Source organism: Paenibacillus sp. A3 (assembly GCF_001399685.1).
Classification (GTDB): domain Bacteria; phylum Bacillota; class Bacilli; order Paenibacillales; family NBRC-103111; genus Paenibacillus_G.
In genome coordinates this window covers 1-12,666 of record NZ_JTHN01000142.1, presented here as the reverse complement: position 1 = coordinate 12,666, position 12,666 = coordinate 1, and the positions used below count along the sequence as shown (strand labels likewise).

General features: G+C 56.3%; 12 protein-coding genes. 4 read left to right on the top strand and 8 right to left on the bottom strand.

Annotation, left to right across the window (positions count from 1 at the left end):
- Positions 1-70 precede the first annotated feature (70 nt).
- The 3 genes from QJ48_RS21430 to QJ48_RS21420 form a co-directional block, all read right to left on the bottom strand.
- The gene (locus QJ48_RS21430; protein ID WP_054975538.1) at positions 71-829 is read right to left on the bottom strand and encodes an HAD family hydrolase; all 759 of its coding nucleotides are present in this window, start codon (positions 827-829) and stop codon (positions 71-73) included.
- Positions 830-1,073: 244 nt separating this feature from the next.
- Positions 1,074-1,475, bottom strand: a complete 402-nt coding sequence (locus QJ48_RS21425; protein ID WP_157261713.1) for a polymer-forming cytoskeletal protein — start codon at positions 1,473-1,475, stop codon at positions 1,074-1,076.
- Positions 1,475-2,485: a M23 family metallopeptidase gene (locus tag QJ48_RS21420; protein ID WP_054975536.1), complete on the bottom strand. Its 1,011-nt coding sequence runs from the start codon at positions 2,483-2,485 to the stop codon at positions 1,475-1,477. The genes QJ48_RS21425 and QJ48_RS21420 overlap by 1 nt, the downstream gene beginning before the upstream one ends.
- A gap of 126 nt (positions 2,486-2,611) precedes the next feature.
- Between QJ48_RS21420 and QJ48_RS21415 the strand changes: the two genes are divergently transcribed.
- Complete coding sequence (locus tag QJ48_RS21415) at positions 2,612-2,992, top strand: hypothetical protein (protein ID WP_193394478.1); 381 nt, start codon at positions 2,612-2,614, stop codon at positions 2,990-2,992.
- On the opposite strand, the gene QJ48_RS21410 is transcribed toward QJ48_RS21415, so the two are convergent.
- The 4 genes from QJ48_RS21410 to QJ48_RS21395 are packed head-to-tail and all read right to left on the bottom strand — an operon-like array spanning position 2,987 to position 7,484.
- Positions 2,987-4,417: an endospore germination permease gene (locus QJ48_RS21410; protein WP_054975534.1), complete on the bottom strand. Its 1,431-nt coding sequence runs from the start codon at positions 4,415-4,417 to the stop codon at positions 2,987-2,989. The two genes, QJ48_RS21415 and QJ48_RS21410, sit on opposite strands and share 6 nt — an antisense overlap.
- 30 nt (positions 4,418-4,447) lie before the next feature.
- Positions 4,448-4,681 carry a hypothetical protein gene (locus QJ48_RS21405; protein WP_054975533.1) on the bottom strand — a complete coding sequence of 78 codons (234 nt, stop codon included), beginning with the start codon at positions 4,679-4,681 and terminating at the stop codon, positions 4,448-4,450.
- Positions 4,678-5,859 (bottom strand): Ger(x)C family spore germination protein, encoded by a 1,182-nt coding sequence (locus QJ48_RS21400; protein WP_054975532.1) that lies wholly within the window; start codon positions 5,857-5,859, stop codon positions 4,678-4,680. Before QJ48_RS21400 ends, QJ48_RS21405 begins: the two co-directional genes overlap by 4 nt.
- Positions 5,856-7,484 carry a spore germination protein gene (locus tag QJ48_RS21395; protein ID WP_054975531.1) on the bottom strand — a complete coding sequence of 543 codons (1,629 nt, stop codon included), beginning with the start codon at positions 7,482-7,484 and terminating at the stop codon, positions 5,856-5,858. Before QJ48_RS21395 ends, QJ48_RS21400 begins: the two co-directional genes overlap by 4 nt.
- 191 nt (positions 7,485-7,675) lie before the next feature.
- Between QJ48_RS21395 and cls the strand changes: the two genes are divergently transcribed.
- Entirely contained in the window at positions 7,676-9,106 is a 1,431-nt protein-coding gene (cls, locus tag QJ48_RS21390; RefSeq protein WP_054975530.1) for a cardiolipin synthase, read from the top strand.
- 27 nt (positions 9,107-9,133) lie between these two features.
- Here cls and ligD read toward each other — a convergent pair whose 3' ends face one another.
- Positions 9,134-10,039, bottom strand: a complete 906-nt coding sequence (gene ligD / locus QJ48_RS21385) for a non-homologous end-joining DNA ligase (RefSeq protein WP_054975529.1) — start codon at positions 10,037-10,039, stop codon at positions 9,134-9,136.
- Between the two features lie 182 nt (positions 10,040-10,221).
- On the opposite strand from ligD, the gene QJ48_RS21380 reads away from it, so the two are divergent.
- Positions 10,222-10,905 carry a response regulator transcription factor gene (locus QJ48_RS21380; RefSeq protein ID WP_054975528.1) on the top strand — a complete coding sequence of 228 codons (684 nt, stop codon included), beginning with the start codon at positions 10,222-10,224 and terminating at the stop codon, positions 10,903-10,905.
- Complete coding sequence (locus QJ48_RS21375) at positions 10,902-12,356, top strand: cell wall metabolism sensor histidine kinase WalK (RefSeq protein WP_054975527.1); 1,455 nt, start codon at positions 10,902-10,904, stop codon at positions 12,354-12,356. Before QJ48_RS21380 ends, QJ48_RS21375 begins: the two co-directional genes overlap by 4 nt.
- The last annotated feature ends 310 nt before the right edge of the window (positions 12,357-12,666 follow it).

Genomic DNA, 12,666 nt, shown 5'->3' with positions numbered 1-12,666 from the left:
GCCTCCCGGCAAATCATGCGCGGGTTCGGGAGGAAGCGGGATGAGCATGCGGGCCTCCGGTCGGCGGCGGTCAGGAGCCCGCGGCGATTTTCGCGGCCGTATAGTCGCGAATGGTTTCGGGGATGTACCGCAAGGAAGACAGTGTGAAATAGGCGCCGGACGGCTCCACGTCCACTTCGACCTGATTGTAGGCCCACTCCAGCTCGGCAGGCATGAAAATGGCGTGAATGCCCGCCTTGAGCGCCGGAATAATGTCGGTGCGAAGCGAATTGCCGATCATCCAGGTGTTGTTCCGGTCGAAGCCGTTCGCGCGGATGAGCCCGTCGAGGTATTCGGCGTTTTTATGGCGCGTGACATAGATCCGGTTGCCGAAGAACCGTTCCAGCTCCGCTTCTTTCACCTTGCGCATCTGAACCGTCGGGTCCCCTCCGGTGTACAGATGAAGCGTATGGCCGTCCTCCTGGAGCATGCGGAGCGTCTCTTCCATGTAAGGATACGGCTCGATGCTGTGACCGTAGACGGAGGCGCCGAGTTCGATCAGCCGTCTGACTTCCGCGTCATTTTTGGTCCGGCCGGTCAAATCGGTGTAATATTCGTACGTATCGACGAACGATTGGGGGAAGTGGTCCGGGGCAAAGCCGCTGACAAGCACCCGCTCCAAATCGATTTCCGATTGTTTTTTCTTGATTTCCCCGATGGACAGATGGTAGCCGTGAAACCACGCCTCCATTTGGTCCGCGAATTGGTCGATTACCATATCGAAAAATTTGTTGCAATACAGAAGTGTATCGTCCATATCAAACAGTATCGTCTGCTGCACTTTGGTCATAGCGATTTCTCCTACTCTCTCTAGGCTTTTTGTTGCGGAAAAGATGCCCTGGCGCCGGCTGCGCCCGGCCTGCGAGCAAAAAAGGGCTCGCCTTCACTCAGACACGTTTTTCACGAATCCTGTTAACAATTTTAAGAGGAGGGGATTCGTGAAAAAAACTCGCGGCGATCCCTTTTTTGCTCTTCGGCCAAAGTTGGCCTGAACGAAGGCAATCAACCCTAACAACAAAAAGCATTTCTCTTCATTATAGCATGGCTATGACAAGAGACGCATCCTCCTGCGCGGCATGGCCCATCTCGCTCTGGCCTTGGAACACGGCCCCGGGCTCGATAATTAGCGTAGCGGCGCGGACGGTGCCGACCAGGCGGCCCGTCGGGGTGATGCGGACGATGCCCTCCGCCTCTACGCGTCCGTCCAGCTTTCCGGCGATGACCACGTCTCGGGCGCGCAGATCGGTGGAGCGAACGATCCCTTTCTCTCCGACCGCCACCTCGCCTGAGGCTTGAAGTACGCCTTGAAACTCGCCTTCGATGCGCACGTCGGCTTCCGAGCGGAACGCTCCTTCGAGGACGCTTCCCTCGCCGATCAGCGAAACGGAGCGCCCGGAACGTGAAGACCAGCTTCGCCAACCGTTCATTCGAAACATCACTTGTTCCTCTCCTTTTTTCGATTATTGCTGGGCATATAGGGAGCAGGATCGGTGCTTTTGCCGCTAAGCAGCACCTCGTAATGAAGGTGGGGTCCGGTGCTGCGGCCGGTTGTTCCCAGCTGACCGATCGCCTGTCCTTTATCGACCTTATCGCCCCGACTCACCTGTGCGCTGTTCAGATGCATGTACCACGTCCGCAGCCCTTTATCGTGCTCGATCACGACGTTATGCCCGTGCAGCTTGTCATAGGCGACCGAGTGGACGACGCCGCTCGCAACCGTATAGACCGGATCGCCCAGCTTCCCCGCAATGTCGATGCCGCGATGGAAGCTGAGCTTTTTCGTAAACGGGTCTTTGCGGTAGCCGTAAGGGGAGGTAACGATCTTGGATAGCGTAGGCCATATATCGGGCGTACGCTGCCGCCGCTCCTGCTTCTCTTGAAGCTGCCGCTTCGTTTGGCCGAGCCGGGAGGCGAGCTCCTTCATCTCGGCGTGCAGCGCCGTGTAACTGGCCCCCGTCGCCGCAGCCAGCTCGTGCGTCTGCCCCTCGGTGACGGGGAACGCTTCGCCGCCCATCCCCCCTGCGCCGGCAGCAACGGCTGCGGATACCGGCTGCCCGCCGGCTTTCCGGCGCTCGACGCTGCCGGGAGCCAGCTTGTGCAAATCCTGCTCGAGCCGCTTCATCCGCTCCATTTGGCTCCGGACTTCCGCGGCTTGCTTCGAAAGCGCATAAATATCGTTTTGCAGCTGTTCGATGGCTGCGTTTTTCCGGTGTAAATCTTGCTCCAGCTGCGACGTCCGCCCCTTCATCTCCACCGATTTCAGCGAAACGGAAACCGTGGAGTGCAGGCTGCGAATCGAGAGAATGCAGGTTGTCCCGAACAGCAGCAGCATAAGAGAGGCTGCGAACCATAGGGCGGCGCGGGACAGCTTAAGGCGAACCACGCTTCCGTTCGCCTCGGGAATGATGACGAACGTCAGCTTGCTTTGAAACCACGTGAACTTCATGACGGCTCCTTTCGGTGGATCAGCCTCGGTCCGAGGCTATTATTCGGCGAGGCCGGTCAAGAAATGTCTTCCTTTCTCATACACATACCTAATAGCAAAAGTTTGGTGTATGATGGAGGGATTCGCTTGTCATTTTTACATACAACCCGCATGGACCTGCTGGAACGTCTGACGCTTCATCTGAAGCGGGATATCGCTCTGCTGGCCGAAGGCTTCGACAGCGGAGCGGGCGTGCTGAATCAGGTCGGCAAACGGTTTATCCGGGTGGATGAGCGCTACTTCGTGCCCGCCTCTATGCAGGAAATCGTCCTTTTTGATGTCCGGAAGAAGGGGGCTGGCCCCCTCGTAAACGTCCAGACAGCGTATGCGGACACATTCGAGGCGTTTCTGCTCCGTACCGGGACCGATTTTATCGAGCTGCTCGTTAACCGGGCTGGAGAAGAGGAGGAACTGGTCATTCTCATCCCCTTGAGCCGGATCGTTTGGATCGAGCTTGCCCAATCATGACGTCTGCGCCGAATTGGGGGAGCTCCTCGCTGCGAGGTCTTTGGCTTTCCGCATCTCCATGTGCGTGACGAACAGCAATAACGCCAGGACGATTGCATAGCCGAAGCCGGCCAGCTTGCCGATGAGCGCATAGTTCCGGCTGAAGCTAAGGCCCGCGCCGACGAAAACAAATCCGAGAGCGATCAGCATGTTGCCGGCCTGCAGCCAGGTGCGTCCCGATATCGCGCCCAGACGCGAGCCGAACTGCTTCCCCGGGTGGCGCTTTCCCCTTTTGGACATCCCGTTTCGGTCATGTCCCTGACTTTTCCCCGAAGCTCCTTCCGCATCGCTCTCGGGGCTTCGTTTCGGGAATCTTCGCATGAGCAGCAGCATAGCCGCCAGCAGCACCGGTTGATAGCTGAGCACAAACACGGGCGAGCTGTAATTACCGAAGCTGAATACTTCCGGCGTGCTCTTGAAAGCGAGAATCGTGGTCAGCAGCAAAAACAAGCCGACCGGGGAATTGATAAGCGTGTAATCTCTTTGCCGGATCAGGCTGATGATCCCGATCAGGAAGGCGAGATAAATGAAGATCATCTTGCCGACGATAATCGGGAACCAGATGTTCAAAATAAACAAATCCACCCGGTCAAGAAAATCCGTAATTTGAATGTGCTGGACCAAGCTGTAATTCGGGTAAATCAGGTTGCCGGGAATGTTCGGTCCGAGGACGGCCACTTCCATAAAGAGGAAAAGCGAAAGCAGCGCCGTAGCTATCAGCGAACCGTGCCGAAGGGCGGAGTGAATCTGTCTGGAATTCCAGATCATATGCAAAAACGCCCCGGCAATGATGATATCCCCATACCAGCCGATACTGAGAAGGCCTGCGTATCCGAGATGCGTAGGCGAAGTCGTCAGTATCGGCTGCAATAAACGGAAGCTCATTTCGTTGGACAAGAGGAACGGCAGCATGAGCGTGAGCGCGAAGAACACGGGAAAAAACAAGTCGTTGACCCGGGAGATCACTTCCGCACTGGTCCGGCCGTAAAACATAAGCATCACGACGAGGAGCAGCAAGAGCATTTCCTCGGGCGTGTTCGGGAGAAGAAGCGTGCCGATGAATTTGCCGAACATCCGCAGATCGCGCAGCAGGACGAACCATAGGTGAATCAACAGCACCATGTTCGCGAGCATGCCGATCCAGCGCCCAAACAAAATAAAATTGATCTCGAAAAGATGCTTTCCCGGAAACCGCATACTGAGCTGTGCAAAAACGTATGCGATGAAAAGGATATAGATGGTGGGCAGCAAATAGACGAACCAGGTATCCATATGCGCAACCCGTACCAGATCGTGCTGGATGCTGAGCAGCCCTCCGCCGATCAGCAGCGATCCGACCAGCCAGGCGAGCTGTCTTTGGTTAATGACTTGCGTGTTGACAGGCATGCGTTCACCCGCTTTCCTCCATCGCCTCGTTTACTGAGGATGGATAATTGAGAAAACCCACGGCGACACCCGCTCGATAAAAAAACGTGTCGGCATCGGAGGCTGATAGCCCGACGCCACGCAGAGAAAGAGACCCAGCGTCACAAGTGTAATGAACGTGTACAGCCGTGCCGTTGCCTTCGGTTGTCTCGCCCAATGCTTCAAGTTCAAAAATAAATGATACGCCATCAGCACCATGAACCATACGAGAAACTGGGAGTTCATCGGGTACGCTCCGCTTTCGTCACGTTTTCGTAGATCAGACCTGTTTCCGTAAGCACGCTTTTGACCTGTATGCGGAAATCGGCATCCTTCATCCCGGCCGGCCAGCGCGAAGCGTATTTCCTCTCCCAGAGCCTCGGATGCTCCCGCCACAAATACGACCCGAATTGTGCGGAATCGGTGCGATTGCCGATCATTTTGCGGATCGCTTTCCGCATTGCTTGTTCGATGTAACGGTTCATCGCTGCCTCCACCTTTTGAACCTTGCCGGTTTGGCTGAGGTCGTACATGCCCAAGCTTTCGGTGACTTTCGCCTTGGCTTCCGTGCGGATGTCAAATCGAAGCTTCCCGCGTACCGTATGGGCCCGAATCTGGCTTTTCGAATCGAAGATGCTCAGCGTAATCGTATACCGGTCTTCAATTTTTACGGTGGCGGTCGCGTGCACGGGCATGTTAATCAGCCAGGCGAGCCCGCTTGCCTCCGCATTTTCGAACACCCCGGTCATTTTGTCATCGCGAAATTGCGTATAGCCGAGCAGCTCGATTTCCTTCGATTTCTTCGTGTTTTTGGAAGTTTTCTCCGATTCTTTCACGCCCATATAGACCGTTACGGCATCGCTGCCGGGACTGCTGAGCGCGAGGGCGATTTGCTTCATGTTAATATTGATGACGGTCCGGGCCTTTGCAAGCTCCCGGATCGCTTCCGACGGGAAACGCTCGAATTGCGGCGTTGCCTGCAGCAGCTCATAAGCCTTTCCTTTGGTAACGACCATATAAATCGTCATCCGGCTTTCCGGAGAGCGGGGCGTCGTATCGAAGAGGTCCCGAATCCCCAGCTTGGCAAAATCCTCGCCGATCAACAAGGTTCTGCGGTGCGCGAGAAACATGCGGCGGGACATCCGCTGCTGCAGCCGGGCCTGCGCCTCCCGAAACGTGGTGCCGACTTCGGAATCGATGTAGTAGCTTTTGGTTCCGGCCGTCCCGCCTCCGCCACCGGACGCTCCTCCCATATTGCCGGGGAGCGGCAGCAGCACGCTGTACCGGATCTTCCCGTCTGGCTCCACATCCACCGCGGTCGTCAGAATAAAGGCAAGGTCGTTGATCTCCGTCCGATCCCAGCACCCGGTCAGGCAGAGCAGGGAGAGCAGAACGAGGGACAGGCGAATCTGGCGCGATCTCATTCCACAGGCTCCTTTTCTTCCTCTATCGCATGGTCGATGGTTTTGCCCCGCTGGCCGGATTGCTCTGTAATTTCCTGCGGCAGCGACTCGTCGAGCCTCCGGCTGTCCTGCAGGGGCATAAAGGAAGGACGCTGTCCCATCGCCCACCAAGGCGCGCGGAAGAGAATATCCTTCAGGTCGCCGGAGGATAGCGGTCCGATCGGCGATAAATAAGGAATGCCGAAGGAGCGGAGGTTGGCCAGATGCCCCATGATCAGCATGATCATAATCAAGATGCCGTACATCCCGAACAGCGAAGCGGCGATCAGAATCGGAAACCGCAGCATCCGTACCGCGATCGCTCCGTTGAACCGCGGGATCGTGAACGAGGCAATCCCGGTTAGCGATACGACGATCACCATCGGCGCCGATACGATGCCTGCCTGCACCGCCGCCTGTCCGACGACGAGCGCTCCCAGAATACTGACCGCCGACCCGATCGCTTTAGGCAGCCGGATGCCCGCTTCCCTGAGCGCCTCGAAGGTCACTTCCATGATCAGCGCTTCGACGACAGCCGGGAACGGGATCGCTTCCCGGGCGGCGGCAACCGACAGCAGCAGAGACGTAGGGAGCAAGTCCTGATGATAGGTTGTAATAGCAACGTATAAGGCCGGCGTCAGCAGCGACAGCACCATGAACGTATACCGCAGCCAGCGAATCAGCGTAGCCACCTGGTACCGCTCGTAGTAATCCTCGCTGGCCTGCATAATTTCGGCGAAAACGAACGGCACGATCAGGGTAAACGGCGTCCCGTCCACCATTATGCCGACGCGCCCCTGCAGCAGAGCGGCCGCGACGACATCCGGCCGTTCCGTATATTGAAGCTGCGGAAAGGGCGAATACGTCGAATCTTGAATCAATTCTTCGATATAGCCTGATTCCAGGACGGCATCGATTTTTATTTTTTCGAGACGCTCGACGACTTCATGGACGACGCTCGGGTCCGCCAGATCGTCCAGATAGGTAACGACCACATTGGTGTTGCTTTCCCGTCCGAGCGTCATCGGTTTCATTTTTAAATGCGGCGTTTTCAGCTTGCGGCGGATCATGGACGTGTTCGTGCGGATATTTTCCACGAATCCCTCGCGAGGGCCGCGTACGACCGACTCCGTATCGGGCTCGTTGATGGATCTTTTCTCCATCCCCCGCATGCCGAGCAGCAATGCCTTGTTGTTGCGCTCGACGATCAGCCCCGTGTCGCCACCGAGTACAGAAAGCAGCATATCCGCATAATTGTCCGCCTTCTGAATCTGGGAGACGGGCAGCGTCATATCGGAGATGTTGTCGATCAGCTCCTCTCCGCCTTCCAGAATCATCAGCGACTTCATCGTTTCGTTCACCAGCTCCGTCTTGGCCATGCCGTCGACAAAAAACAAAATCGCGGGCAAGCTTTGCTCGATGCGGAACTCGCGAATGACGAAATCGGAGCAGTCCTTGAACAGCTCCTCCAAATAATTTTTGTTGTCTTCAATGCTCATAAAGACAGGCACGGAGCGCAGCTCGTCGATAAAACGGTATTCCGCTTTCCGCAGCGGGTGTTCCGGGGCGTCCTGCCCTTTTTTCTTGCGGTTTTTCAGGTGGATCATGACACTCCTTCCTGCCCGCGGCATCTTATCCAAGCATTGCCGGAGCGTGTCTTGTATATTTTCCACCATTTGCGAAATTTTATGACAAATCGTTGGGTTCCTGTGCCATAATGAGGAATAGGCGGGTGGACGGAGGTAAGAGCTAGAACAGATTGGCAAGCGCCTGCTGTTTTCAAAGGAGGGATGACGGCGTGCTGTGGCTCGTCATCGCACTGACCTTATTCATCATTCAGATTCTCACGATACTGGTCGGGGAGTTTCGCCGCCCGGCCAAGGCGATGGCGTGGCTTTTCATATTATTTCTCATTCCGGTCATCGGTTTTGTGATGTATTATTTTTTGGCCAAAGAATACACGCAGCGGAAAAAAGTGAAGCGCAACGGGCTGCGGCTTGTGAACGATATCCGGCATCTGGGCAAAAAGCAGCATTCGGCGGATTTTCAGCCCGAGGAAGACCGGCTGCGCGGCTGGCGGCACGAGCCCAGGCTGTTCTCGCTGCTCAATAACATTCCCGGCGCCCTCATTACGATGCATAACGAGGTGCGGGTGCTGACCGATGCCACCGCGGCGTATCCGGCGATGCTGGCTGCCATGGAGCAGGCAAAGGGGCACATTCACTTTGAGTTCTACACCATTCGCAATGACGGCATCGGCCGGCAGTTTCATGAACTGCTGGTCCGCAAGGCGCAGGAAGGCGTGAAGGTGCGCTGCATCTTCGACGGCATCGGCAGCTACCAGCTCGATAGCCGGTTCGTGCAAGAGCTGAAGCAGGCCGGATGCGAGGTATACTTCTTTTTGCCGGCGGTGATTGCTTTTTTTGACAAGCGGATGAATTACCGGAATCACCGGAAAATCGTCGTCATTGACGGAGTCCGCGGCTTTCTCGGGGGAATCAACATCGGAGACGAATACCTGGGGACGAATCCCAAGCTGGGGTATTGGCGGGATACGCATTTGGAGCTGGAAGGCGATGCGGTGTATTCGCTGCAACATACGTTTTTGAGCGATTGGATGTTTGTGAGTAGGAAGCGACTGGCGGATTCGGAATTTTTTCCCGAGCACGATTGCGCAGGCCGCAAGCCCGTACAGATTATTTCAAGCGGACCGGACGCGCATTGGGATGCCGTTCTGGAGATGTTTTTCGCATCCATCACGGCGGCCAAACGAAGAATTTACATTACCACCCCGTACTTCATCCCCGATCCGAGCATTACCATGGGGCTGAAGACGGCGGCGATCAGCGGGGTGGACGTCCGGATCATTCTCCCGCAAAAAGCGGACTCGCGCATCGTGAACTATGCTTCCCTGTCGTATCTGGAAGAGCTGATGCAGGCCGGAGTCCGCTTCTATGCGTATCAAAAAGGCTTTATCCACGCGAAGGTCATTCTGATCGACGATCTGCTCGCTTCGGTCGGTACTGCGAATATGGATATGCGCAGCTTTTACAACAACTTCGAGCTGAACGCCGTATTGTTCGACAAAGAGACGATTCACCGGCTGGAAACCGATTTTATTCTCGACTTGAAGGAAAGCCGTGAGGTGAAGCTGGAGGCGTTCGAGAAGCGCTCCCGCTGGCAGAAGGGGAAGGAAGTCATTGCGCGCCTCCTGTCGCCACTTTTCTGATAAGCGGCGCGGCGCCGGTTTCCAGGGCTAACGAATAAAGGACAGCACGTGATCCAACTGCTGCGGGGGGACTTGAGCGATCAGGTCTCCTTTTTGCTGCAGCCGCTGCATGATGTTCAGCAGGTGAAAGTCCCGGGGATCGGGGCGGAGCGCCACTTCGTCCCAAGTCAGCGGGGTCGACACCGTGGCGTCCTTGCGGGCCCGCGGCGTATAGGGAGCGGACAGCGTTTTGCCGTACCAGTGCTGAAGATAATCGATGTAAATCAAGGTGCCGCGGTCTTTTTTGAGCCGCTCGACGGTGAACAGCTTCGGGTATTTTTGCACCGCGAACGTGGCGACGAACTGTCCGATCCGCCGGAGCTGCTCGAACGTATAGCCGCGCTCCCGGGCAATCGGGACGTAGATTTGTACGCCTGTGGCGCCGGACGTTTTCGGCACGGACCGGATGTTCATGCCGTCCAGAATACCGCCGATAATATGGGCCGCCTCCATAATGCGCGGCTCGGGATCGACGCTCGGGTCAATATCGATCACCCATTCGACAGGCAGCGTCTCGCCAACCCGGTGGAACGAGGGATGGAACTCCAGACAAGCCAAATTCCCCAGCCACAGCAGCGTCGGCAGGGAATCCAGATGAACGTAGCGGATCGATTCCAGCATCGCCGTCTTGACGAAATCGGGTGTCGGCTCCGGGGCGTTTTTCTGATAAAACGACTTGTCGTTCCAGCCATGGGGAAACCGGATGGTCGTCAGATAGCGGTCGCGGCAATACGTCAGCAGGTAGGGGGACAGCTCGGCGAGCTTTTGCAAATACATCGCTTTCGTAATTTTCTTCTCCGGCCACAGCGGCTTATCCGGATTCGTCACCGTCAGCTCCCGGCCTTCGACGACCAGCGTGCCTTTCGTTTTCGGATATTTGGCTGGTGCGGGCATCGGCCATCCCTCCTGTTCCTGAAATATATTAGTTAGTATATACTCGCGCTCCCCTTTTCATAAGGCTGTCGGGCAAAAATACGTTGTGTAGACGGCGAGGGCAAACTGAAAGTTCGCTGAATCATCCCGAACGCTTCCGTCAACCGGCCGGGATTGGTGTACAATGAAAGAGAGGTGACACCATGCAGCCAATCAAGGGTGTGAAAATATTAATCGTCGACGACGAACCGAATATTGTCCAGTTTTTGGAGCTGGGCCTGCAAAACGAAGGTTTTGAGGTTTTTACCGCGCCGGACGGGTTTACGGCCGTCACGTTAGCCAAGCAAGCCCGGCCGCATATCGTCATTCTGGACGTCATGATGCCCGGCATGGACGGGTTTGAAGTATGCCGGATGCTGAAAAAAACCGAGCACGTCGCTATTATTATGCTGACGGCCAAGGAAGAAGTGGAAGACCGGGTCAAGGGGCTGACGCTGGGGGCCGACGACTATATGGTCAAGCCGTTCAGCTTCGAGGAGCTGCTGGCCCGGATTTATGCGCGGCTGCGCAACCAGTTTCCCCATCTGTTCGCGGAGGTGGCGTACGGGCTGTTTCGCATCGACGACCGCCGCAAAGAAATCCGCTATGACGACCGGGTGCTGGAGCTTTCGCCGACAGAATACGAGCTGCTGTCTTTTCTGGTCGTCAACCATGGTCTTGTCTTGAGCAAAACGGTCATTTTGGACAAGGTCTGGGGTTACGATTTCGGCGGGGAGGACAATATCGTCGAAGTGTACATCCGCTCGCTCCGCGATAAATTGAACGACAAGGAGCACCGGATCATTCGGACCCTGCGGGGGTCAGGCTACCGGGTGGATCTCGGATGAGGGGGGCGTGGCACCGGATCCGCCGTGTCTTCGCGCCCCGCTCGCTTCGTCTTCAGCTCCTCTCCCGTTCTTTGTTTATTTTGGCGGGATTGCTGCTGTTGATCGGCGTTCTGCAATATGTGTTCATGGAGCAATTTTTGATTAAAAATAAGGTCGCCAGCATCCAAAGCCAATTTTTTTCCATTCCGCTGGATATATGGGCGAATCCGAATTTCGACAACGGCCGGGCAAGAGGTCCTTTTCTGCCCGAAGCTTCGCTGGCGTTCGTCGGCCCGGGCGACAGCTTCCGGGTCGTCACGAACAATCCCCGAGCCGGATCGGTGCCGCGGCTTTCCGCCGAGGAGTACCGGGAAGCTTTGGGGCGGGAGCAAAGGCAGCCGCACTATCGGATCGTCAAGGGCGACAAAGGGATGGATCAACTGGTCGTTCTGCAGCGGATCGGTCCGCGCGGGCGGCTTGCGCAGATCAGCACAAGCATGGAGCCGATTCGGGATGTGCTGCTCAGCCAGCTTTGGACCTTCCTGGCATTGGCTGGAGCCGCGCTGGGGATGGGAGTTGCCGCATTTCTTCCCGTTCTGCGCAGAACTCTCGTCCCGCTTTCCAACATGATCGAAACCGTGGAGCAGATCGATGCGGGGAAGTTGGACGAGCGGCTGCCGGCGCATCAAGGCCAGCTGGAGATCGACCGGCTCTCCCGGTCGTTCAACCGGATGCTGGAGCGGCTGGAAGCTTCGTTCGAAACGGAGAAGGAAGCGAAGGAGCAGATGCGGCGCTTTATTGCGGATGCCTCGCACGAGCTGCGTACGCCGCTTACGTCGATTCACGGCTTTCTGGAAGTGCTGCTGCGCGGAGCGGCCCAGAAGCCGGATCAACTGGACAAAGCGCTCAGAAGCATGTACGGCGAGTCGGAGCGTTTAAACAAGCTGGTCCGGGACCTGCTGCTTTTGGCCCGCTTGGATCGACATCCGACCGTCGATTTGAAGGAAGAATCGCTGAGCGATATCGTCGATGAAATGGAACCGCAGTTGCGGCTGCTTGCCGGTGCAAGGAACGTGCAGTTCTCCGTTCAGCCTGACGTGTTCGCCTGCATCGACAAAGATAAAATCAAGCAAGTGCTGCTCAATTTGTTTCATAACGCCGTTCAGCATACGGATTCAGCTGAGGGTCTCATCCGCGTTTCACTGGAGCAAACGGAGGAAGAGGCCCTGCTGACGGTCCAGGATAACGGCAGCGGCATCCCGGAGGAGCATGTGCCGCGCTTGTTTGAACGGTTTTACCGAATCGACTCGTCGCGCGCCCGCATTTACGGAGGGGCGGGGCTGGGACTGTCGATTACGAAATCGATCGTGGATCTTCACGGGGGAACGATTGAGGTGAACAGCAGGGTCGGCGAGGGCTCCAGGTTTACCATTCGTCTTCCGATGAGCGGAGGCCCGCAAGCGGACGAGTAATCGTCCGATGATGAGCTTGTCGAGAAAACCGCTTCGCGTAGAAATTCTCTGCATACGCCGGTGGGGTATATCCCTCCAGCCGCTCTTGAAACCCGTGAACTTGATTACAATTAGCGGTATTTTCACGGGTTTCAAAGGCGGACGTAAACTCTTACGGGATATACCCCACCTCTATTTGGTTCAGAATTTCTTCGTATGGATCTCTCGCCCCTGGGGGCTTGTCAGCCCTCTTTTTTGCGTCTATATAATAGTAGATAAAATTCGGTCCAGGTTTGCGACCGAGCGGGCGGCGCCGGATTTTTGCTCGTCG

Coding starts and splice junctions, on each gene's coding strand:
- QJ48_RS21430 (WP_054975538.1), bottom strand. CDS start 829: ATGACCAAAGTGCAGCAGACGATACTGTTTGATATGGACGATACACTT.
- QJ48_RS21425 (WP_157261713.1), bottom strand. CDS start 1,475: ATGTTTCGAATGAACGGTTGGCGAAGCTGGTCTTCACGTTCCGGGCGC.
- QJ48_RS21420 (WP_054975536.1), bottom strand. CDS start 2,485: ATGAAGTTCACGTGGTTTCAAAGCAAGCTGACGTTCGTCATCATTCCC.
- QJ48_RS21410 (WP_054975534.1), bottom strand. CDS start 4,417: ATGCCTGTCAACACGCAAGTCATTAACCAAAGACAGCTCGCCTGGCTG.
- QJ48_RS21405 (WP_054975533.1), bottom strand. CDS start 4,681: ATGAACTCCCAGTTTCTCGTATGGTTCATGGTGCTGATGGCGTATCAT.
- QJ48_RS21400 (WP_054975532.1), bottom strand. CDS start 5,859: ATGAGATCGCGCCAGATTCGCCTGTCCCTCGTTCTGCTCTCCCTGCTC.
- QJ48_RS21395 (WP_054975531.1), bottom strand. CDS start 7,484: ATGATCCACCTGAAAAACCGCAAGAAAAAAGGGCAGGACGCCCCGGAA.
- ligD (WP_054975529.1), bottom strand. CDS start 10,039: ATGCCCGCACCAGCCAAATATCCGAAAACGAAAGGCACGCTGGTCGTC.
- QJ48_RS21380 (WP_054975528.1), top strand. CDS start 10,222: ATGCAGCCAATCAAGGGTGTGAAAATATTAATCGTCGACGACGAACCG.
- QJ48_RS21375 (WP_054975527.1), top strand. CDS start 10,902: ATGAGGGGGGCGTGGCACCGGATCCGCCGTGTCTTCGCGCCCCGCTCG.